This is a genomic window from Bartonella sp. B12(2025), from assembly GCF_053795135.1.
In genome coordinates, this window is record NZ_CP200031.1 from 745,448 (window position 1) to 766,570 (window position 21,123).

The 21,123-nt window shown below is 37.6% G+C and carries 22 protein-coding genes and 1 tRNA gene; 5 read left to right on the forward strand and 18 right to left on the reverse strand.

The genetic code is table 11. From position 1 onward, the window contains the following. Window positions 1-261 precede the first annotated feature (261 nt). The 4 genes from V3564_RS03330 to folE all read right to left on the reverse strand — a co-directional run bounded on the left by V3564_RS03330 (window position 262) and on the right by folE (window position 3,126). Window positions 262-756, reverse strand: coding sequence for a hypothetical protein (locus V3564_RS03330; protein ID WP_455481448.1), 495 nt, complete (start codon window positions 754-756; stop codon window positions 262-264). A 140-nt stretch (window positions 757-896) separates the two neighbouring features. Next, a complete protein-coding gene (locus V3564_RS03335) occupies window positions 897-2,081 on the reverse strand; it encodes an alpha/beta hydrolase (RefSeq protein ID WP_455481395.1) in 1,185 nt (394 codons plus the stop codon). A gap of 200 nt (window positions 2,082-2,281) precedes the next feature. Next, a tRNA-Leu gene (locus V3564_RS03340) sits at window positions 2,282-2,366 on the reverse strand. Between the two features lie 139 nt (window positions 2,367-2,505). Beyond that, window positions 2,506-3,126 (reverse strand): GTP cyclohydrolase I FolE, encoded by a 621-nt coding sequence (gene folE / locus V3564_RS03345; RefSeq protein ID WP_455481396.1) that lies wholly within the window; start codon window positions 3,124-3,126, stop codon window positions 2,506-2,508. A gap of 125 nt (window positions 3,127-3,251) precedes the next feature. Between folE and V3564_RS03350 the strand changes: the two genes are divergently transcribed. The 3 genes from V3564_RS03350 to thrS all read left to right on the forward strand — a co-directional run bounded on the left by V3564_RS03350 (window position 3,252) and on the right by thrS (window position 6,130). Beyond that, complete coding sequence (locus V3564_RS03350) at window positions 3,252-3,680, forward strand: iron-sulfur cluster assembly scaffold protein (RefSeq protein WP_455481397.1); 429 nt, start codon at window positions 3,252-3,254, stop codon at window positions 3,678-3,680. Then, window positions 3,681-4,034 (forward strand): membrane protein insertion efficiency factor YidD, encoded by a 354-nt coding sequence (gene yidD, locus V3564_RS03355; protein ID WP_455481398.1) that lies wholly within the window; start codon window positions 3,681-3,683, stop codon window positions 4,032-4,034. It begins immediately after the preceding gene. Between the two features lie 119 nt (window positions 4,035-4,153). Continuing rightward, the gene (thrS, locus tag V3564_RS03360) at window positions 4,154-6,130 is read left to right on the forward strand and encodes a threonine--tRNA ligase (RefSeq protein WP_455481399.1); all 1,977 of its coding nucleotides are present in this window, start codon (window positions 4,154-4,156) and stop codon (window positions 6,128-6,130) included. Window positions 6,131-6,161: 31 nt separating this feature from the next. On the opposite strand, the gene V3564_RS03365 is transcribed toward thrS, so the two are convergent. The 5 genes from V3564_RS03365 to V3564_RS03385 all read right to left on the reverse strand — a co-directional run bounded on the left by V3564_RS03365 (window position 6,162) and on the right by V3564_RS03385 (window position 10,071). Then, window positions 6,162-6,665, reverse strand: a complete 504-nt coding sequence (locus V3564_RS03365) for a MerR family transcriptional regulator (protein ID WP_455481400.1) — start codon at window positions 6,663-6,665, stop codon at window positions 6,162-6,164. A gap of 195 nt (window positions 6,666-6,860) precedes the next feature. After that, complete coding sequence (locus tag V3564_RS03370) at window positions 6,861-7,184, reverse strand: integration host factor subunit alpha (protein ID WP_455481401.1); 324 nt, start codon at window positions 7,182-7,184, stop codon at window positions 6,861-6,863. Window positions 7,185-7,263: 79 nt separating this feature from the next. Next, entirely contained in the window at window positions 7,264-8,238 is a 975-nt protein-coding gene (locus tag V3564_RS03375) for a beta-ketoacyl-ACP synthase III (protein ID WP_455481402.1), read from the reverse strand. A 46-nt stretch (window positions 8,239-8,284) separates the two neighbouring features. After that, the gene (gene plsX / locus V3564_RS03380; RefSeq protein ID WP_455481403.1) at window positions 8,285-9,358 is read right to left on the reverse strand and encodes a phosphate acyltransferase PlsX; all 1,074 of its coding nucleotides are present in this window, start codon (window positions 9,356-9,358) and stop codon (window positions 8,285-8,287) included. A gap of 149 nt (window positions 9,359-9,507) precedes the next feature. Beyond that, window positions 9,508-10,071 (reverse strand): YceD family protein, encoded by a 564-nt coding sequence (locus tag V3564_RS03385; RefSeq protein ID WP_455481404.1) that lies wholly within the window; start codon window positions 10,069-10,071, stop codon window positions 9,508-9,510. Between the two features lie 204 nt (window positions 10,072-10,275). Between V3564_RS03385 and V3564_RS03390 the strand changes: the two genes are divergently transcribed. Beyond that, window positions 10,276-10,776: an outer membrane protein assembly factor BamE gene (locus V3564_RS03390; protein ID WP_455481405.1), complete on the forward strand. Its 501-nt coding sequence runs from the start codon at window positions 10,276-10,278 to the stop codon at window positions 10,774-10,776. A 45-nt stretch (window positions 10,777-10,821) separates the two neighbouring features. Here the strand turns inward: V3564_RS03390 and nusB are convergent, their stop codons facing one another. The 6 genes from nusB to glyA all read right to left on the reverse strand — a co-directional run bounded on the left by nusB (window position 10,822) and on the right by glyA (window position 15,369). Then, a complete protein-coding gene (nusB, locus tag V3564_RS03395; RefSeq protein ID WP_455481406.1) occupies window positions 10,822-11,298 on the reverse strand; it encodes a transcription antitermination factor NusB in 477 nt (158 codons plus the stop codon). A 2-nt stretch (window positions 11,299-11,300) separates the two neighbouring features. Further along, complete coding sequence (locus V3564_RS03400; protein ID WP_455481407.1) at window positions 11,301-11,759, reverse strand: 6,7-dimethyl-8-ribityllumazine synthase; 459 nt, start codon at window positions 11,757-11,759, stop codon at window positions 11,301-11,303. Between the two features lie 80 nt (window positions 11,760-11,839). Further along, window positions 11,840-12,457: a riboflavin synthase gene (locus V3564_RS03405; protein ID WP_455481408.1), complete on the reverse strand. Its 618-nt coding sequence runs from the start codon at window positions 12,455-12,457 to the stop codon at window positions 11,840-11,842. Then, window positions 12,439-13,566: a bifunctional diaminohydroxyphosphoribosylaminopyrimidine deaminase/5-amino-6-(5-phosphoribosylamino)uracil reductase RibD gene (ribD, locus tag V3564_RS03410; RefSeq protein WP_455481409.1), complete on the reverse strand. Its 1,128-nt coding sequence runs from the start codon at window positions 13,564-13,566 to the stop codon at window positions 12,439-12,441. Before ribD ends, V3564_RS03405 begins: the two co-directional genes overlap by 19 nt. After that, the gene (gene nrdR / locus V3564_RS03415; RefSeq protein ID WP_455481410.1) at window positions 13,559-14,041 is read right to left on the reverse strand and encodes a transcriptional regulator NrdR; all 483 of its coding nucleotides are present in this window, start codon (window positions 14,039-14,041) and stop codon (window positions 13,559-13,561) included. The genes ribD and nrdR overlap by 8 nt, the downstream gene beginning before the upstream one ends. A gap of 14 nt (window positions 14,042-14,055) precedes the next feature. Next, a complete protein-coding gene (gene glyA, locus V3564_RS03420; protein WP_455481411.1) occupies window positions 14,056-15,369 on the reverse strand; it encodes a serine hydroxymethyltransferase in 1,314 nt (437 codons plus the stop codon). Window positions 15,370-15,698: 329 nt separating this feature from the next. On the opposite strand from glyA, the gene argC reads away from it, so the two are divergent. Further along, complete coding sequence (argC, locus tag V3564_RS03425) at window positions 15,699-16,634, forward strand: N-acetyl-gamma-glutamyl-phosphate reductase (protein WP_455481412.1); 936 nt, start codon at window positions 15,699-15,701, stop codon at window positions 16,632-16,634. Window positions 16,635-16,658: 24 nt separating this feature from the next. Here argC and V3564_RS03430 read toward each other — a convergent pair whose 3' ends face one another. From V3564_RS03430 to hflX, 3 genes are all read right to left on the reverse strand, one after another. Then, the gene (locus V3564_RS03430) at window positions 16,659-17,732 is read right to left on the reverse strand and encodes a COX15/CtaA family protein (protein ID WP_455481413.1); all 1,074 of its coding nucleotides are present in this window, start codon (window positions 17,730-17,732) and stop codon (window positions 16,659-16,661) included. 137 nt (window positions 17,733-17,869) lie between these two features. Next, entirely contained in the window at window positions 17,870-19,621 is a 1,752-nt protein-coding gene (locus tag V3564_RS03435) for a hypothetical protein (protein WP_455481414.1), read from the reverse strand. Between the two features lie 139 nt (window positions 19,622-19,760). Beyond that, window positions 19,761-21,104 carry a GTPase HflX gene (gene hflX, locus V3564_RS03440; protein WP_455481415.1) on the reverse strand — a complete coding sequence of 448 codons (1,344 nt, stop codon included), beginning with the start codon at window positions 21,102-21,104 and terminating at the stop codon, window positions 19,761-19,763. Window positions 21,105-21,123: the final 19 nt, after the last annotated feature.

Consider the following 21,123-nt stretch of genomic DNA (forward strand, 5'->3'; position numbering starts at 1 on the left):
AATGTATCCTTTATTTATCAACTTTTTCTATTAATGTTTTGAATTCTGCCAAGTTGTGCTGTGAAAGCTATGCAATATTCTAATGGCCTATACCATAAATTTTACGACTAAAAGAATCAGAAGACTTTATTATAGAAACTTCACGATAAGAATTTGCTTTTTTCCTTAAAAAAGCTGTAGACTTCTAACTGCACTATTTTCTATGAGGTTGAAAATATCTTTACAAACGTACTTAGTTCAAAAAATATTTTGTTTTTAGCTTTAATATTCTTTTTCAAAGAGATGTGGGCTTTCAACAATAAGCTTTTCTCGTGCTTTTTGTAACTGTTTAATGACTTCATCAATTTTTGATGGAGAATAAAAAGGTTCTTGGCTATCCAATGCATGTTGTCTCTTCTTAGCCTCGTAAAAATACTGTATCTGAGATTGAAGTATTCTAATCTCCTGAAAGAAAAGGCGTCCACTTTCTTTGAAACCATTATTAAGTGAAAAAAGCTGATCAGAAATTGATACCAAAATTTGTTTTAAAAAGCGCTCATTTTCTTGGCGTTTACGATATTCTAAAATAAGAGCATGACTTATCTCATCCAACTGCTTTTTTGTGGAATCAATTTGATGCAATAAATTTGGCTTTTTCCCCATATTATCTTCTCTCACCTTCGAAAGCATAGCATGAATATCTAATAACTTAACTGCGGAATGAGATAAATAATCAACTAATGTAAGCGTATTGGCATAGCGTTTTCGTGCAACCATCATGAACTCACCTAATGACTGGTTTTTACATTCATCCCGCTATTTATTTTTACTTTACAAAGTCATTCTAAAGAAAGTGCTAAAAAAACGTTGTTCGCCATTAATTTATATTTGATGGAAAATCTCCACCCCTTTCACACTTAATGTGAAGCTAGTGGGGTTAAAAGACGGACAGGTGTATAAAGAATAAGATGTGTTGTTTTCTCCAACACACTACTGCTATCAGCAAGAAGCGCTTGGCTGGGTGATAATTCTGTCCCCTGCATAATTGTTGAAGCTAAAGAACCTTCTCGAGAAAGAGCCATCAAGGTTGGTGAAGATGCAAAGACATTGTGTGTTCCACCATCCACATGAGAAAAATCAAGGACACTTATTCCATTTTTACGCAACATTTCAATATCTGAACCATCCCCTACCCGGTGATGTCCACCCGTAAGACGCCCAGAAACAGCGAGAGCTTTATCCGCACGAGATACCAAAATGGCTGTTGGTTGAGGCAGTTTCTTAATATCATTAAGTTGACGTTCAAACACATCAATATCAATATCCGGCGCTGCCATTAAGAAACTTGTAATACGGTGAATAGGTTTATATTTTCCCTGTAATGCTAAGGTTCTAAATGCTTCCATTATGACAAAATTACCCATAGAATGCGCAATAACCGAAATTTGATCAGCATTGGTTTCACTTATGAGCGTCAAGAGTTCTATTAATCCATCACGCGCAAAATTGGCACTATCACGATCGTAAATGTAAAGAGGTATTGAGCCAGCAGAAGGCCACGAATAATGTACGGCGACAACATTTAAAGAATAATCGTATGTAAACTGAGCTGTACGAAATGTGCCATCTGCAAAATTGTTATTATAGCCATGAATAAAAAGGAAAATTTCTCTTTTTCCTTTTGTTTTTTTTTCTAAAGCAGCATTTAATTCCTGCTTAAACTGTTCTTTGTTATTGTACTTTTGCAACGCCACTGCTGCAAAGTACTTATCGTGAGTGGGTCTATACGCGTTTATTTCAACAATACCTTTCACATGTTGTTGAGGGATTCCCACGTCAACGCGATTATAATGCACTTTATTTGATCGCTCTGCCCCATAAGGCTGAGAATAGCTGTTTTGCATCATACGACTTGTTGCAACATATACTGGAACAGTAGCTTTCGGAAGAATCGGCCTACCTTCAACTTCCCTTTGCACTGAAATCATAGATGGTGTTGCATGTACCCCATGCCAAAGTACAGCACGCGATCTGCTGCATGCTGTTAATAAAGAAACACAAATAAAGAATGTTAAATACTTTAAAAATACTGTACTTCTCACTACAACACCACTCAGCCCCCATTGAAAATATTCAACATTTCAAATCCACAGATAAAAGAACAAAATGTCCAAAGAACTGAAATGAGACCATTACTAGGAACACATTAACAAATAATACACAAAGAAAAAACCAGCTACAATGCACAAAACAGCATCCCTTTAAATATAATACAACTCACCCCCACTATAGAAAATTTAAATGGTGCGGTCGAGAAGACTCGAACTTCCACGGGTCACCCCACAGCGACCTCAACGCTGCGCGTCTACCAATTCCGCCACGACCGCACATGGTGAAGCAGAACATGCTGATTTTCTGGCTTTAACAAATCATAAAGCAAGGCACAAGCTTATTTTCCTTTTCCCATAATTTATTTTTACCTGAACGACTTATCACCCAATATAAACCATTAAAATATAAGCTTTACTATGATCTTTGAGCCATCATCATAAAATTAGCTCGTATACCTTGATCTTTTTCATAACAACCATGAAAACTTGTCGTAATCGTTGTAGCACCTTGCTTTTGGATCCCTCTCATAGCCATACACATGTGCTCAGCCTCGACCAATACCGCAACACCACGCGGCTTCAGATGCACTTCTAAAGCATTCGCCACTTGAGCTGTCATAGCCTCTTGTGTCTGTAAACGACGAGCAAAAACATCTACAACACGCGCAATTTTTGAAAGGCCAACAATCTTTGTCTCAGGGAGATACCCAATATGAACTTTACCAACAATTGGAATCATATGATGTTCACAATGTGAGTAAAAAGGGATATTTTTTACTATTATTGATTCATTGTATCCTGAAACTTCTTCAAAAACCGTGCCTAAGATCTGTTCAACTGATTTGCTATAACCAGCAAAAAGTTCGCGATATGCTTTAGCAACACGCCCCGGAGTTTCTAAAAGGCCTTCTCGATTTGGATTTTCCCCAACCCATAATAGCAATGTACGAATTGCTGCTTCCACCTCTTCAAAGCTAGGGCACTTTTTCTCAGATAAAAATGAGTCTATCGTAGCTCCTTTAACAACATTATGCATTTAAAAACTCCAAGCTTACCTTATACAAAGCATTTGCTACATACCTATTTTATTGTGTATAATCTCTATATAAGTAAATTAAAAGCTTAAACAATCACAACTCTCAAAATTTCAAGCAATAGCTCATGATTGACAATATCTATAGTGATAAAATACTGAAATATGCCGCACATATAAGCAAAATTGGGCGTCTTAATGATCCAGATGCAACGTCAAAAAAACATGCACGTCTTTGCGGTTCAACAGTCACTGTAGATCTAAAAGTAGAAAATTGCATCGTTACAGATTTCGCCCATGAAGTGCATGCATGTGTACTCGGACAAGCTTCTGCTTCGCTTTTAGCCTCTCATATCATAGGACAAACAACACAAAATCTTAAAATTTTACGTGATATTATCTACCGTATGTTAACGAAAGATGGCCCACCTCCTCAAGCCCCATTTGAAGCGTTTTCCTGCTTGCAACCCATTAAAGGATACAAAGCGCGTCATGCATCAACAATGCTTCCCTTTGATGCGACTATAGACTGTATCGAACAAATTGAAGAAAAATAAATGCTTGAACCACAGCCTCAACAAAAAAAGAGACAAACTCGAAATTATACGGGTCCTTGGCAAAAAACGCCTGGACGACTACTTGGAATTCTACTGATACGTTTTTATCAAATAACGCTTTCTAGTTTTATAGGAAATCAGTGTCGCCACGCACCAACCTGTTCAGAATATACTTATGAAGCAATCGCACGTCATGGATTGTGGGCTGGAGCGTGGATAGGACTTTTTCGTATTATGCGTTGTGGACCATTTGGAACATATGGACTTGATCCAGTTCCTACCTCTCTTGGAAACTCTTGTTGTTTTTATAAACCTTGGCGTTACTGGAAAATTTCTGTAAAGCACAACAAATAGTCCTTTCCTTTTTTCGCGCGTGTTGATAAAAAATATGCCTATTGACCTTAACTAATTATTATTAAGTTTTTATAAAACCATCCGTGATCGTTTGCGGAATTGGATTAAAGGGGTGTTTTATGTCTTGCTCTGTTTCTCTTTCCTTTCCTGATGGTTCAAAACGTGATTACCCCGCAAAAATGACTGGCTTGGAATTGGCAGCATCCATTTCTAAATCACTTGCAAAAAAAGCTGTTGCCTATAATCTCAATGGAAGCATTCGAGATTTATCGGATTCATTAGAGCAATCTGGTCAAATAGAAATCATTACCCGAGAAGATCCCCGTGCTCTTGAGCTCATACGTCACGATTGTGCACATGTCCTAGCTGAAGCAGTACAGGAGCTCTTTCCTGAAACTCAAGTAACAATAGGCCCTGTTATTGAAAATGGTTTTTATTATGATTTTGCACGTCAACAACCTTTTACATTAGATGATCTCACCGTTATTGAAAAGAAAATGCGTGAAATTATTCAACGCAATAAACCTTTCAAAAAAGAGATTTGGTCTCGTGAAAAAGCTAGAAAGATTTTTTCTGAAAAAGGCGAACTTTATAAGGTTGAGCTTATCGATAGTATCCCCATAAATCAAGACTTAAAAGTCTATTATCAAGGTGATTGGTTTGATCTTTGCCGCGGACCGCACATGCAATCTACCGGACAAATTGGAAATGCTTTCAAACTGATGAAAGTTGCAGGAGCTTACTGGCGTGGCGATGCCAATAACCCAATGCTAACGAGAATTTATGGCACGGCATTTGCGAACGAAAATGACTTAAAAACCTACCTACACATGTTAGAAGAAGCTGAAAAACGTGATCATCGCCGCCTAGGACGTGAAATGGATCTATTCCATTTTCAAGAAGAAGGACCAGGAATGATTTTTTGGCACAAAAAAGGCTGGAAAATGTTCCAAAATTTGATCAATTACATGCGTAGACGTCTTGATGATCATCAATATGCTGAAGTTAATGCACCGCAAGTTCTTGATAAATCACTTTGGGAAATATCTGGCCATTGGGGATGGTATAAGGAGAATATGTTTAAAGCAACTCCAGCAGCTGAGGATTGGGATAATGAAAATGTTTATGCTCTCAAACCAATGAATTGTCCTGGTCATGTGCAGATTTTTAAACACGGTTTAAAATCTTACCGAGATTTGCCTATTAGACTTGCTGAATTTGGTCTTGTCCATCGTTATGAACCTTCTGGCTCTCTACACGGCCTTATGCGTGTACGTAGCTTTACACAAGACGATGCGCATATTTTTTGTACAGATGAGCAATTAGCCGATGAATGCCTCAGTATTAATGATTTAATCTTATCAACTTATGCTGATTTCGGTTTTAAAGAAGTCAGTCTTAAGCTTTCAACACGTCCAGAAAAAAGAGTCGGATCTGACGCATTATGGGATCATGCGGAAAGTATCATGAAGTCCGTCCTTAAAACTATTGAGACAAAACTTGCAGGACAAATCAAAACAAGTATCCTTCCAGGAGAAGGTGCATTTTATGGCCCAAAATTTGAATATATCTTGAAGGATGCCATCGGTCGTGAATGGCAATGTGGAACAACACAAATAGACTTTAATCTCCCTGAACGTTTTGGTGCATTCTATATTGATAAAAATTCAGAGAAACATCAACCAGTCATGATTCATCGCGCCATTTTTGGATCAATGGAGCGCTTTCTTGGTATATTAATCGAACACTTTGCTGGACATATACCGTTTTGGCTCGCGCCAGAACAAGTTATTGTAGCAACAGTTACATCCGAAGCAAATGAATATGCAAAAAAAATAACAGCAAGACTTAAAGCTGCTGGGCTTTCCGCAACATCAGATCTTCGTAATGAAAAAATTAACTATAAAATACGTGAGCACTCCTTACAAAAAATTCCTGTAATTTTGGTATGTGGAAAACGTGAAGCTGAAACAAATAGCGTAAACATACGCCGCTTAGGCAGCACGGATCAAGTTTTCTTATCTCTAGAAGAAGCAATTAAACAACTAACAGATGAAGCAACAGCACCAGATTTGCGCCGTTTAATAAATGCCTAAAGATAAAAAATTAAAGCACAGTAAATTACTGTTACCGTGCTCTATCAAGTATACGTTTACATTCAATTAATTCAAAAAGTGTTTCTTGCAACAATGCTTTATCAGTTTTGTCTTTGTAAACATTAACAGAACCGACAGATGCTTCCCCCTCATTTCTCATGAAATTCAAAAATCCAAAAGAAGACTTTTTAGGTTTACTGCTGACAGTTTCAAAAGTTTGTCCTGCATGTTTCTTTTCTATTACAATATTCATGGCGTTAAGATCACCACTACCAAATGCAGTAACAAAAGCAACACCATTCTCTTTCAAAAGACGTTGCACACCTTTTATCGTATAACCCTGATCGTACAGTAACTGCTTAATACCATTGAGCAAATCAACATCACTCGGGCGATAATAACGCCTTCCTCCCCCACGTTTCATTGGCTTAATCTGCCTAAAACGTGTTTCCCAGAATCTTAATACATGCTGTGGAAGCTCCAATAACTCGGCTACTTCGCTAATTGTGCGAAAAGCATCGGAGCTCTTATTCATTTTACAACACCTTATCTAAAACACCACGAATAATTTCAAAACGGACTTATCAAGTTTCAATTTTTCAGCAAGATTGGTCAAAAATAAGACCATAATCGCTACATTTTAACCAAAAAGCCCTTTTACTTTAAAAAATATAGAGTTCCACCTTATACAATTTTTTTAACAAATACCAAACATTGTAACAGCGTTTGTTTATGTAATATTATTTTTTTGTCTTGCACGATGTGAATCTAAAATTCTTTGTTTAAGTATATTCGCAGCCTTAAATGTCACCACGCGTCGCGGTGGGATAGGCGCTTCAACACCGGTTTTTGGATTGCGTCCAACGCGTTCATTTTTATTGCGTACTTGAAAAGTCGCAAAAGAAGATAATTTAACTGCTTCACCTCTCACAAGTGAATTGCAAATTTCACCCAAAACCGATTCAACCAAAGCTGCTGATTCAGTGTGTGACAAGCCCACTCTTCTGCAAACTACGCTCGCTAAGTCTGCACGCGTTACTGTCTTACTTGTCATTATAATCACCTATATTCAAATATTAAAAATTACAAAGTGACTTATACGTTTTATTCAAATATGGTCAAGTGACTATAATCTACCAACGAATAAGAATTGCTCCCCATGTAAACCCACCTCCCATAGCTTCTAACATGACGAGATCTCCTTTTTTAATTCTTCCATCATGAACAGCCGTTGTTAAAGCCAACGGCACCGATGCTGCAGATGTGTTCCCATGTTGATTAACAGTAATCACAACTTTATCTATGGAAATTCCCAACTTTTTAGCTGATGCTTCAATAATACGTTTATTAGCCTGATGAGGCACAAACCAATCCAATTGTGAGGAATCTATATTAGCAGCCGCAAAACAGTCATCAACCACATCCGTTATCATGCCAACTGCATATTTAAAAACCTCTCGCCCCTCCATGCGTAAATAGCCCGTTGTTTGCGTTGTTGAAGGGCCACCATCAACATACAGCTTATCTCTATACGCACCATTAGAACGTAATTTTGTAGATAATATACCACAATCAGAAGCAATACCATCCCCATTCTCATATGCTTCCAAAACAGCGGCACCCGCACCATCACCAAATAAAACACATGTCGCGCGATCTTTCCAATCTAAAATCCGAGAGAATGTATCAGATCCAACAACTAAAATCCTCTTTGCTACTCCACAGCGTAAATAGGCATCCCCTGTTGCTAAAGCAAAAATAAAGCCAGAACAAACAGCTTGAATATCAAAAGCAAATCCATGGCTCATTCCCAAAGCATGTTGAATTTCAACAGCAGAAGCAGGAAAAGTGTGGTTTGGCGTCGAAGTTGCTAAAATAATACAATCAATATCTTTTACTGTTAAACCAGCATTTATAAGCGCAGCTTGTGCAGCGTCTACTCCTAAAGAAACAGTTGTTTCATTGTCATTGGCAATGTAACGCTGACATATTCCTGTACGCTGAACAATCCATGAATCTGATGTTTCAACAAACTTCGCAATCTCATCATTCGATAAGCTTTTTTGGGGCAAGGCACTTCCTACACCACGAACAACTGATCGAATCATTCGGTTCTAACCTTTTCTTTATTTTTTTTACTTATATTACAAAAGCTTACCATATACTCTCCCCATTCATTGTTGCTTCATCATCTTGATCAAAAAGTGTTTCTTTATCCTCATGAAACCGCCGTAAATCAGCAGTTATTTTTTCCAAAAGCCCATTATTAACCATCTCATAACCAACGCGGATAGCAGAAGCAAAACCATTAGCATTAGCGCTACCATGACTTTTTATGACAACACCGTTCAAACCTAAAAGTACTCCACCATTCACCCTATCTGGATCCATTTTGTACTTTAGTGTACGAAAAGCACTCCGCGACAAAAAATAACCAAGAGATGTTAAAAAAGAACTGCGCATAGCGGAGTTTAAGATTTTCCCTATCTGCCGCGCAGTCCCTTCTGCTGTTTTCAAAGCAATATTACCAGAAAACCCCTCCGTTACAACAACATCTACTGTCCCATTTCCAATATCATTGCCTTCAACAAATCCTTTATATTCTAAACCTTCTAATTGCAGTTTACGCAATATCATTCCCGCCTTTTTTATTGCATAAAGGCCTTTAACCTCTTCAACACCCACATTTAAAAGCCCAACACTTGGTTTTTCAGTATGATATAAGGCGCGAAACATACCTGCCCCCATAACCGCCAAATCTACCAACTGGCTAGCAGACGCACCAATCGTTGCTCCGATATCCAAAACAATACTCTCACTGCGAAGCGTTGGCCAAATACCTGCAATTCCAGGACGTTCAGCTTCTGCCATCATTTTTAAACAAAAATAAGACATTGCCATGAGTGCACCAGTATTGCCAGCAGAAATGCAAGCATCAGCTTCGCCATTTTTTACCGCTTCAATTGCATACCACATTGATGATTTACCGCGTCCATTGCGAAGTGCTTGGCTTGGCTTCTCATCCATACGCGTATAAGTCTCTGTGGGAAAGAAGCGCGAAACAGAAGCCAAACAAGGGTGCTTTTTTAAAACTGGCTTAACAACTTCCTCGAGTCCATAAAACAAAAAATAAACATTTGACAAATATTTTTGTACTATTGCAGCTCCTGCAATAGTTGCTTCCGGACCATAATCACCGCCCATTACATCCACAGAAATTCTAATCACGTTTGCATATCCCACATTTTTTATTTACGCTTTTAAACACATATTACGATTTTTTGCTATTGAACAACCACAAAGCACACCGTGCGAAAATAGCTCCGCAGAAAATACCGTTTTTATAACAGTATACAATAGACAATTTTTTTATGTTTTTACAATTGCTTCCAATTTTTCAAAACAGAAAACGGTGATAATTTTTGCTCAGATTCTTCTAAATTTTTAATTGCACGCATCTTTACCCCTTCTTTGCGTGGATAATGATTAATGGATAATTCAAAAAATTCTTCCATGACTGCACCGATATCAATTTTATCGCCATAAAACACTTCTGGCGTATCTTGTCCCTCCACATCTAAAAACAATTCTCCTGTATTCTCTGATATTTTGTGCTTCATCAAATCTGAGTTTTCAGGGACAAAAAAAACCTCAATATCTTCATAGAGAATATTTTCTAGTGGTTCTAACGTAACAACACATAACTGTATTACACGCGCCTGCAATAGGCCTTTTATACGTATCCCTCGCTTTTTCCACGGAAAAATATGGAATTTCCCATCACAAAATTTTACTTCAACTAAATCATGATTCTTGGCTAAATGTGCACATTCTCGCTGGTTTGCACAAATATGAACCCTTATACCTTTAGAAGATAACGAACGCACTGACACTGGATATGTCAAAGCAAATGTCATTTGAAAAACATCTTGAACATTCATTAGCACCTCCCAGATATAATAATGGATGTAATATACTGCACTTTTATTGAGCCAAAATACATTGCATTCATTTTTTTCTTTTCTAAAGAAATTCTATATGGCATAATTTAGTTTATAACAGGCAAACCCAATGTAATCTATGGAAGATAAGCTAAATTTAAAAAAAACTTGAGGTTGCCTTCTTGTTATACATCTAAGTATAAAATGGAGATATCATTGTTTCAGTTGCCCTACAGAGCGAACTTAATCAAACAAAAATTATTGATTGGCCTATTAACAGTAAATATGACAGTAATTTCCGGTTGTGGTATCATTGATTCCTCAGGTACAAGCCAGATATATCAAGAAGGTTACGTTCTTGACAAAAATGCTCTTAACTCTATCGCTGTTGGATCCAGTCAGGAGCAAGTTATTTTAACTTTAGGAACCCCCTCACTAAAAACAAAATATGATAATGAGGTCTTTTATTATATCTCACAAACTCGGTACCGTGGGATGCAATTTATGAAGACAAAAATTATTGATCGCAAAGTTTTAGCCATTTACTTCAATAAAAACAATCATGTTATTAAGGTAGCCAACTATGGTCTACAAGACGGGCAGGTATTTGATTTCATTACGCAAACAACACCAACCGCTACAAAAGAACAGCCTTTTTTGATTCAAATTATAAAAGGTTCCGCGAGTTTACCAAATCATAATTAAATAATAACAACCTGCGTACAATCCTAATAGCATTAGGATTGTAACCTATTTTAAAAGACGAATTTTTTTTGCCATACTATCAAGAACTGCATTAACAAGCTTTGGCTCATCACCTTCAAAAAAGGCTTTTGCTATATCAATATATTCATTCACAACAACTGCGACAGGTACATCTTGTCGGTTGATTAATTCCCATAAACCTGCACGCAAAATTGCCCGCAGTATAGAATCAAGACGTGAAAGTGACCACTCTGCAGAAAGTTGTTGATGAAGCATAGGATCAAGCTGTTTTTGATCTTTTGCAACACCCGTTATAATAGCCAAAAACCATTGAAAATCAGCATCAAGATACTGGTCTCCATCAATATTTTTTCCTAAATGATAAGCCTCATACTCAGCTGCCGTTTCCATCACACCAGAACCTATTATATCCATTTGATAGAGCGCTTGAACTGCAGCGAGTCTTGCTGCTCCACGTTTATTGGCTGAACGCGGAAAATATGTGCCTTTTATATCAGCCATATTTAATGATTATCTCCAAATCTCTTTTTCAGAGCGATCATACATAAAGCAGCTTCAGCAGCAAAACCACCTTTATTTTTTTCGTCTTGCTTTGCGCGCGCCCATGCTAGTTTTTCATCTTCAACAGTTAAAATACCATTTCCAATAGCCAACTGCTTATGGACAGTTAAATCCATCAATGCCCGACAAGAGTTATTTGCAACAATTTCAAAATGATATGTTTCACCTCGAATAACACAACCAAGCGCTACGTAACCATCGTAGGATACTTTATTATTATTTTCGGCAAAAGTTATTGCACTTGGTATTTCTAATGCTCCCGGAACTGTCACAATATCATAACTTACTTCTGCTTTTTGTAAAACATTCACTGCACCTGCAAGAAGTGCATCAGAAACTCCATCATAGAAACGCGCTTCAACAATCAATACATGCGGCTTTTTATGTATCTCTTTTATCATAACAAAATCCTACAAGAAAAATTAACCAAAGAATTTAGGATTATAGAGCACAAAACTCTAAAACTATATAAACTTTCAATCTATTTATCTTTCATTTTAAAGCCAGAAAATTTTGCAGCATAACGCGCAAATTGATCGATTTCTAAATTGACTCGATCTCCAATTTTAGCTTGCCCCCAAGTCGTCACTTCAAGTGTATGACGAATAATAAGAACATCAAAAATACAATCCTCAACACAATTAACAGTCAAAGATGTCCCATTAAGTGCTACAGAACCCTTATTTACAATAAAGGGCGTAAATTGCGTTGGGACTTTTAGATAAAAACGAACTGCATCCCCTTCATTTTTCTGATCAATAATCTCAGCCAAACCATCAATATGACCAGAAACCAAATGTCCACCCACTTCATCACCCAATCGTAGTGAGCGTTCTAAATTAACAAAAGTCCCTTTTATCCATTGTGCAAGATTAGTCAAATGCAATGCTTCTTCCCACGCTTCCACAGCAAACCAATTGGTATTTGCTTGTTTTAACCCTCGCTCAACTACTGTCAGACAAATTCCTGAACATGCAATTGATGCACCAATTTCTAAACTCTCCATTGCATAGCGTGTAGAAATATTTAAATGCACCCCCTGCTTTAAAGGTTTAACATCTTCAACACAACCGATATCCGTTATAATCCCTGTAAACATAATGTCCTGCGTCTCCATTTATAAAAACGGTCATTTCCAAACATTCTTGTCTCAACTTCATGAAATTGCGAAAGGTAATTTCCAAAACGAGGGGCTTCAATACGGTTCCCACCTAAAATAACGGGTGCATAAAAGCATATCAAATGATCTACACAACCAGCATTCAAAAACTCTTCCCCTGTTTTTACGCCTCCCTCAAGTAAAATGCTATTGATTCCACGTTGATGAAGCAGCTGTAAAACAGCAAGGGGCTGCATGCAACCATTTTCCATTTCTACCGAATATACAGACACACCACACTCTTCCAGAAATATTTTTTTGCTTTTCTTTGAAAGATTCACATCACAAATAATCCATGTAGGAATTTTTGTTGCTGTTTGAACAACTTTTGCATCAAGTGGAATGCACAAATCTGCATCCAAAATAACACGTATAGGCGAGCGCATCTCCATCCCTTGCAGACGGCAATTTAATTGTGGATCATCCGCTAATATAGTACCAATACCAACAAGAATAGCATCATTTTGAGCACGTAAAATATGGGTATGAGTGTGAGAAATTATTCCACTAATTTTTATTCCACCCTGCCCCTTTTTTCCCACAGCATTATCAGCAGAAATTGCCATTTTTAAAGTGACTGCACACCGTTGCAACTTTTTTATACACCAATGTGCACACAACGCTTCAAAAGCTTCCCCAGCCAGAACACCTTCAACTACTTCAATACCAGCCGCACGCAAACGAGCAATACCACGACCGTTAACCCGCTTGTCTAAATCAGTCAGGGCAATAACAACCCGTGAAATACCTGAATCAATGAGTGCATTCACACACGGTGAAGTTTTGCCATAATGCGAACAAGGCTCTAAAGTCACATAAGCAGTGGCACCGTTGGCTAAAGTACCAGCCATGTGCAGAGCTTGCACTTCAGCATGAGGCCTCCCGTGGATAGCCGTTACACCATAGCCAACAATAAACGTTCCTACATTATCATCATTTCGCACGATTAATGTGCCGACCGAAGGATTTTCCCCAGTAAGACCGACATGACGCTCTGCCAAACGGATAGCAGCAGCCATAAACCGCTCATCTTGCGCTTTTTTATTCATCAAAACAAGGTTCTGTATTTGTTATACCCTTTGACAGCTCGTCTATCACATCGTGAAAATCACTTGCATTACGAAAGTCTCGATAGACGGAAGCAAAACGAATATAGGCAATATCATCAATACTTTTCAATGCTTCCATCACAAGCTGTCCAATTTTTTCCGAAGCAATCTCTGGTTCTCCCAAACTCTCGAGCTGACGCACAATGCCGGAAATCGCTCGCTCAATATAGTCAGGATCAATATTGCGTTTACGTATAGCTACATCAACTGATCGCATTAATTTATCACGATCAAATGGTTCACATCGGCCACTTTTTTTAGAGACCAAGAGCTCACGCAGCTGAACACGTTCAAAAGTCGTAAAACGACCACCGCAAACGGAACACACACGCCGACGACGAATGACCGCTCCCTCTTCCGCAGGACGCGAGTCTTTAACCTGTGTATCCTCGCATTGACAGTAAGGACAACGCATCTTTTTAGCACCTCCTAACAGTTGCTTATATAAGAGTAAAGAGGAAATTTATTTGTTATATCTTCCACCTTTTTCTTAACAGCCATTTCAACGGCACTATTGTCCTCATCGTTTTTTGCTATCCGAAGACTATCAAGAACTTCCGAAATCAGATCACCAACTTGAATGAACTCTTTTTCCGCAAAACCACGCGTCGTCGCAGCAGGTGACCCCAAACGAATTCCTGATGTTATAGATGGTGATTCAGGATCAAAAGGAATACCATTTTTATTACAGGTAATACACGCCCGTCCCAAAGCCAATTCAGCTCGTTTTCCTGTCACATTTTTAGAACGCAAATCCACCAGCAATAAATGATTGTCTGTACCTCCAGAAACAAGATCAAAACCATTGCTCTGTAATGTCTTTGCCAAAGTTTTTGCATTAGAAACAACATTGGCGCTATAATCTTTGAAAGAAGGACGCAAAGCTTCCTCAAATGCAACAGCTTTAGCCGCAATCACATGCATTAAAGGACCACCTTGAAGACCAGGGAAAACCGCTGAATTGATTTTTTTTGCTAAAGTTTCATCATTTGTCAATATTAAACCACCACGAGGACCTCGCAGCGATTTATGCGTTGTAGTCGTTACAATATGTGCATGTGGAACAGGTGAAGGATGAACACCACCAGCAACTAAACCAGCAATATGAGACATATCAACGAGTAAATAAGCACCGACCTCATCTGCAATTTCACGGAACCGTTTCCAATCCCATAGACGAGGATAAGCTGATCCACCCGCTATAATAAGTTTGGGATTACGTTCCTTTGCAAGCCGTTCAACTTCCTCCATATCAAGAATCTGATCCTCTTGACGTACACCATAAGAAACCACATCAAACCATTTTCCTGACATATTGACAGACGAACCGTGCGTAAGATGGCCACCAGAGTTTAAATCCAGTCCCATAAATGTATCACCAGGCTGGAGTAAAGCTAAAAATACAGCTTGATTCATTTGACTACCAGAGTTAGGCTGGACATTTGCAAAAGCTGCACCAAAAAGCTGTTTTGCTCTTTCAATTGCTAAATCTTCAACGACATCAACAAATTGACATCCTCCGTAGTAGCGCTTTCTTGGATAACCTTCTGCATATTTATTAGTTAAAATCGACCCTTGTGCTTCAAGAACCGCTCTTGAAACAATATTCTCTGACGCAATCAGCTCAATTTCATGTTGTTGACGCTCAAATTCACCTCTAATTGCATCAAAGATTGCAACATCAACGGTTTGTAAATTATCACTAAAAAAGCGCTTTTGTGCGTCATTTGCTTGCTGAGTCATAAAACACGTTCCTAACATAAAAAAATAAACTAATGGACGATAACACAGCACCCCCCTGCAAACAAAACATTTAAAATCAATTTTATTCAAAAATATAGCGAATATTTATGTTATTCTTTGCCATATAAACAAAAAAACTCTTTCCCCAGGAAATGGTGAAAAATAGGTATTATACTTCTCCCTTCCCGCTCTTACTTGTCTCGCTTCTTACAAAAACATCTATAATCTCAAAAAATTCAATAATTTAATGACTATCATTTAAGTTAGCAATAATTTATAATGTGATAAGCTGAACATGGAAGCGAAAAAAATAATTCAAGGCAAATAGGATGGCAACGAAAGTTTTTATTGATGGTGAACATGGAACAACCGGATTACAGATACAAAAACGACTAGCAAAGCGTTCAGATTTTAAATTACTCTCTCTTTCTCATACAGATCGGCATAATATTGATATACGACAAGAATGTCTTAATCAAACTGACATTGTTATTTTGTGTCTTCCAGATGATGCTGCACGCGAAACAGTCAATGGGCTTAAAAATAATAAAAAAATTAGAATTATTGATAGCTCAACAGCCCACCGTATTGCACCGGACTGGATCTACGGTTTTCCTGAAATGACTACAGGACAAAAAAAACGTATCCAAGCGGCACGCTACGTATCCAACCCCGGATGTTACCCTACCGGTGCAATTAGCTTGATTCGACCACTTCGTGAAGTAGGTCTGCTAGATGCTTATTACCCAATATCAATTAATGCAATATCCGGCTATACTGGTGGTGGAAAACGATTGATTGCACAAATGGAAAATCAATCTCAACAAAATGGCGTTTTAGAAAATTATTTTATGTATGGTCTTAACCTTGAACATAAACATGTGCCAGAAATTAAAGTCCATGGACAAATCAACCAAACACCCATTTTTGTGCCAAGTGTTGGCCGTTTTTCCCAAGGAATGATTGTAAGTATTCCACTACATCGCCGTTTATTTACAAAGTCAGCTAACTGCTCTGATCTGCGTGAAATTCTTAAGAACCATTACAATGGACAAAACATCATATCAGTTGCATCACAAGAAGAGACTGAAACTCTCACTAAACTCAATCCAGAATGCTTAGCACATAAAGATGAAATGAAATTGTTCGTGTTTGGAAATGAGCGCGAAGGAATTTTCAATCTATGTGCCATATTAGATAATTTAGGGAAAGGTGCATCCGCAACTGCTGTTCAAAATCTCGACTTAATGCTTTCAGGGAGTTAAACTTTTCTGAGTGCAAACTTTTATTCAACAGCACGGATACGCTCCCTTTGTTGCTCGCCAGTGCGCAACCGAAAAACACAGTATTACTAACGCAACACTTTGGTGAAGGAGTCCCAAACTTATGGGAACCTCATGTAATAATGTAAAAACACCCAGAAGCGCTTGAATAATTATAATAATACATATAAAAAACGCGCGATGAGAATGGGTTGAGTGTGGAATATTCTTTTGCACATATAAAGCATGAATAACCGCTGCAACAAACAGAAAATAAGCAAAAAAACGATGGACAAATTGAACCGTCAAAGGATTTTCAAATAAATTGAGCCAAACAGGATTATGCTGCAACAATCCATCAGGTATGATCTGACCATCCATAAGTGGCCATGTATTATAGACTTTCCCAGCATGGATCCCTGCAACTAAAGCACCAAAATAAATCTCAAGCAAAATGAGAATAACAAGCCAACCCGCAAAATATTGAACCCTTTGATTTGCTGGTTTTTCTGAATATTCTGTAAGTCCTCGAGATAAATAAGTAACAAAAATAATAACAAAACATGCTGTTATAAGATGAAATGCTAAACGGTATTGGCTTACGCTCGTCAGATTACTTTGACCAATACCTGAAGCCACCATCCACCAACCAATAACCCCTTGAAATGCGATAAGAATTGGTACAATGGTAAGTTGGAGCAAAATATTTTTTTCAATACGTTTGGTCGCCCAAAACCAAATTAAGCCGAATAAAGCCACAAGACCAACAATACGCCCAAGAATACGATGAGCCCATTCCCACCAAAAAATTACCTTAAATGCACTTAACGTCATATCGCGATTAAGCAGCTTATATTGTGCTATCTGTTGGTATTTAAAAAACTCTTCTTGCCATTGGCTTATACCAATCGGTGGAATTACGCCATGAATTGGCTTCCATTCGGTTATCGATAACCCTGACCCCGTCAAGCGAGTAGCTCCTCCCACTAAAACAATTGCTAAACAAAGCAATAGAATAGAATAAAGCCACACTTGAATTTGTTTTCGATTTTTCTTCTGCAATGGTGTCAAAATGCTGTCATTCAATTTCTTTACTGCCATCTCTGTTTCCCCACCTCTTTCCCCAAACACAGCTCATTTCAAAATTTAAACATCAAACCTAATTTTAACATGTTACTACAATCTTAGCACAAAACAAGCGTATACTATAACATGTGATTAACATTCTACGGCATTTATTATACAATCACACGATAAACACTTTTCGGAAACTTGCTCACCATTTGCATCATCCAATCCTGTTCGTTAAGAGAAATACTACAAATGTAATAGTCTGTTAACTCTCCAAATTGCTCAAATCCGTATTTGGGTTTGCTCGCCATTTCCAAAATGATAAAATCATATTCTTTTTTAAGTTCTTGTAATACATTAGGAATATTGTTTAAAAAATTTTGTGCATAAACAGCGCTTGTTAAGCCCTGAGGAAGAATATCAACTCCCGTATCATAATCACGATAAATAACATCCTGCAACTGAGCATTCCCTGTTAAAATATCGCTCAGCCCCCGATGAGGGCCTATTACTTTCTCTATTTGTTGACCAGAAATATCCACCAATAGAATTGTTTTTTGCTCTTTTATGAGATGAAGAGATAACTTTGCTGCCGTTCGTGCAGCCTCTGGCCCAATTATTGAAACAACTGTTACAGTACGACATTTCAAAAAATCGGATAATCCCTCTATTGTAATAAAAGACTCAAGACTTTTTCTTCCCTTAGGTACTAAACCACTCTCCTCATTTTTTAAAACATCTTCTTCCAAGTGGTCTTTTTTTATTCCAAAGAATTTATAAAATAACAGCACTCCTCCAAAAAGAGTGGCTAAGCTCGCAAATACACTGATAATAATATTTTTTCCATAAAGAGCCATAAAAGAAACTGGTGCTAACGTTGTTGGTACAACCACGTGAATTTTTATATTTTGCAAGATAGCAGAATCTTTGCTCATCTCTTTGTTTTGTGCATCTACGACTGCTCTTATTTTATTTTCAAACTCATCAAACATTTGATTCAAAGATTGGGATTGATCTTTTACAAAAAAGGTAATCTTTCTTCGGAGAAGTTTTTCAAATTCCGTTGCAATAACCTCATCTGAATGAACCTGATGAACGATCTGTAAAACTTTATTTTCTAACTGATGAGAAATCGCCTCTAATTCTGCAGTCATTGCTTTAATTTGAGGATGTGTCCAACCTAATTGTGTAACCATATGCGCTCTTTGTGTCTCCAAAAGATCACGTCTAGATTCCAGCGCAGCGACCATTGAATTTTTTGCAATAAACGACAAAAACAGTAAAGACTGCCCATTTTTACGCATCATATTAATAGTTGAATTCAAACTCATTAAATGAATACGCTTTAAAGTTGCTTCAGTTAATTGCACAGATAGATCATTGAGCTCTGTTTGTTTTACATTGTGGTAAATAAAAGAATCAACAGATGAGCGAAATCTCTGCACTATATTGAGTAGCGCAGTCTTATCATATTGTTGACCAACCTGCTGCTCCGTTAACAATAACTTTTTTCTCTGTTTTATGATTGCTTGCGAAAATGCGGAAAACCAAGTTTCCAACCCATGTTGAGCAGCTTCAACAGTTTCAGCTTCAAAAGTAAGATCAATAAGATCAGCATTGCGAGATAAACGAATATTTTCACGAAAATCTTTCTTCTGAGAAAAATCCTGCAAGCTTGAATCATTTAAAGTAATGAGCTGTGAAAATAAGAACGCGAGAGCATTATTTTGTTTATTAGTTGGTAATGGCTTTCCCACAGAATCAGATAACGAAAATGTTAGTGTTGCCCGATATAGTCGTGGCTGAGCAAAATAATACAACCAAATCGAAAATACACATAGCATCGCTAACAGCAAAACGACCAAAACATTTCGCGGTATTGTGCCTATAAACAGTCTTTTATTACACTTAAGACTCATCTTTATTTCAACCAATAAAATACTTCACATTTTTTTATTAAGAGAAAGTAGTAACTATCCTCTTAACTTGAAGTCATATTATTTTGAGATAAGAAAAACATAAAAATTAAAAAAATGTACAAAAGTACCTCAAAAAACTTTAATTCATATTTTGTTTGATGTGATCTAGTCGTTTTTTTGCTTCAGAGGTAAGCACTGCTCTAATGGTAACAGAACCATCATCATGTCCTTCCTGCATTATTTCACCAGAGTTTTCATAAAACCAATCAATAAGCGACATTTCATGAGGTCTTAAAAGACATTCAACGTTTTGCATTTCTCCAAAAATTCGTTTTTCAATTGCTATTAACAATTGATCTAGTCCATCTCCCATGAGCGCCGATAGCATTACCGCAGGATTTAACCGTGTTTTTGCACTTGCTTGCAAAACATTTAATGCGTGCTCATCCAATATATCGATTTTATTCCAAACTTCCATGATATGCTTCATATTATCAATATCAATACCAAGACTTGAAAGCACGTCTAAAACATTTTTGGCGTGAGCACGATGATCAGAATCTGACATATCTCTCACATGAAGAATGAGATCAGCTTCAACTACTTCTTCAAGGGTTGCTCTAAAAGCTGCAATCAAATGCGTTGGTAAGTTAGAGATAAAACCTACAGTATCAGATAAAAGAATAGTTTGCCCATGGGGGAGAATAACTTTGCGCAAAGTTGGATCAAGCGTTGCAAACAACACATCCTTTGCCAACACATCTGCACCACTTAAACGATTAAAAAGAGTTGACTTTCCCGTATTGGTATATCCCACTAAAGCAACAACTGGATGGAATGTTTTTTTTCTTTTAGCTCTATGAAGAGCACGTGTTTTAATAACTGTTTCCAATTCGCGGCGGATACGAACAATTTTCTTTTGTAAAAGACGCTTGTCCTCTTCAATCTGAGTTTCACCAGGTCCACCTAAAAAACCACGCCCACCACGTTGCCTTTCCAAGTGCGTCCAGCTACGCACAAGCCTACTTTTTTGATAAGATAAATGCGCCAATTCAACTTGCAAAACCCCTTCTTTTGTTCGCGCCCGATCCCCAAAAATTTCAAGAATCAAAGCTGTTCTATCGATAACTTTGCAATTCCATAATTTTTCTAAATTACGCTGTTGTACTGGTGTTAAGAAATAATCTACAATCGCAAGTTCGATATAATATTCAGCTATATAATGGGCAAGCGCACCTACTTTACCCTTTCCAAACAAAGTTGCAGGACGCAATGTAACAATATTAACTGTTTCATAATGAACAACTTTCAACCTTATAGCCTGTGCTAGCCCCAATGCCTCTTTAACTCGAGAAGATGCTGAACATCCGCTTGAAACAGTTTCATTTTTATTTTCTTGGAAAACTGGCACCAAAACAATAGCGCGCACCTGTTTTGCAACCTGTGAAGAACATTCCCCAAATCTCTCATTTTTATTTATCATGGCAATCTAAGCACTTTAT

Excerpts from the sequence above, each read along its gene's own strand:
- V3564_RS03330 (WP_455481448.1), bottom strand. The coding sequence starts at position 756 with ATGGTTGCACGAAAACGCTATGCCAATACGCTTACATTAGTTGATTAT.
- folE (WP_455481396.1), bottom strand. The coding sequence starts at position 3,126 with ATGCATAATGTTGTTAAAGGAGCTACGATAGACTCATTTTTATCTGAG.
- V3564_RS03350 (WP_455481397.1), top strand. The coding sequence starts at position 3,252 with ATGATTGACAATATCTATAGTGATAAAATACTGAAATATGCCGCACAT.
- yidD (WP_455481398.1), top strand. The coding sequence starts at position 3,681 with ATGCTTGAACCACAGCCTCAACAAAAAAAGAGACAAACTCGAAATTAT.
- thrS (WP_455481399.1), top strand. The coding sequence starts at position 4,154 with ATGTCTTGCTCTGTTTCTCTTTCCTTTCCTGATGGTTCAAAACGTGAT.
- V3564_RS03365 (WP_455481400.1), bottom strand. The coding sequence starts at position 6,665 with ATGAATAAGAGCTCCGATGCTTTTCGCACAATTAGCGAAGTAGCCGAG.
- V3564_RS03370 (WP_455481401.1), bottom strand. The coding sequence starts at position 7,184 with ATGACAAGTAAGACAGTAACGCGTGCAGACTTAGCGAGCGTAGTTTGC.
- V3564_RS03375 (WP_455481402.1), bottom strand. The coding sequence starts at position 8,238 with ATGATTCGATCAGTTGTTCGTGGTGTAGGAAGTGCCTTGCCCCAAAAA.
- V3564_RS03385 (WP_455481404.1), bottom strand. The coding sequence starts at position 10,071 with ATGAATGTTCAAGATGTTTTTCAAATGACATTTGCTTTGACATATCCA.
- V3564_RS03390 (WP_455481405.1), top strand. The coding sequence starts at position 10,276 with ATGGAGATATCATTGTTTCAGTTGCCCTACAGAGCGAACTTAATCAAA.
- nusB (WP_455481406.1), bottom strand. The coding sequence starts at position 11,298 with ATGGCTGATATAAAAGGCACATATTTTCCGCGTTCAGCCAATAAACGT.
- V3564_RS03400 (WP_455481407.1), bottom strand. The coding sequence starts at position 11,759 with ATGATAAAAGAGATACATAAAAAGCCGCATGTATTGATTGTTGAAGCG.
- V3564_RS03405 (WP_455481408.1), bottom strand. The coding sequence starts at position 12,457 with ATGTTTACAGGGATTATAACGGATATCGGTTGTGTTGAAGATGTTAAA.
- ribD (WP_455481409.1), bottom strand. The coding sequence starts at position 13,566 with ATGAATAAAAAAGCGCAAGATGAGCGGTTTATGGCTGCTGCTATCCGT.
- nrdR (WP_455481410.1), bottom strand. The coding sequence starts at position 14,041 with ATGCGTTGTCCTTACTGTCAATGCGAGGATACACAGGTTAAAGACTCG.
- glyA (WP_455481411.1), bottom strand. The coding sequence starts at position 15,369 with ATGACTCAGCAAGCAAATGACGCACAAAAGCGCTTTTTTAGTGATAAT.
- argC (WP_455481412.1), top strand. The coding sequence starts at position 15,699 with ATGGCAACGAAAGTTTTTATTGATGGTGAACATGGAACAACCGGATTA.
- V3564_RS03430 (WP_455481413.1), bottom strand. The coding sequence starts at position 17,732 with ATGGCAGTAAAGAAATTGAATGACAGCATTTTGACACCATTGCAGAAG.
- V3564_RS03435 (WP_455481414.1), bottom strand. The coding sequence starts at position 19,621 with ATGAGTCTTAAGTGTAATAAAAGACTGTTTATAGGCACAATACCGCGA.
- hflX (WP_455481415.1), bottom strand. The coding sequence starts at position 21,104 with ATGATAAATAAAAATGAGAGATTTGGGGAATGTTCTTCACAGGTTGCA.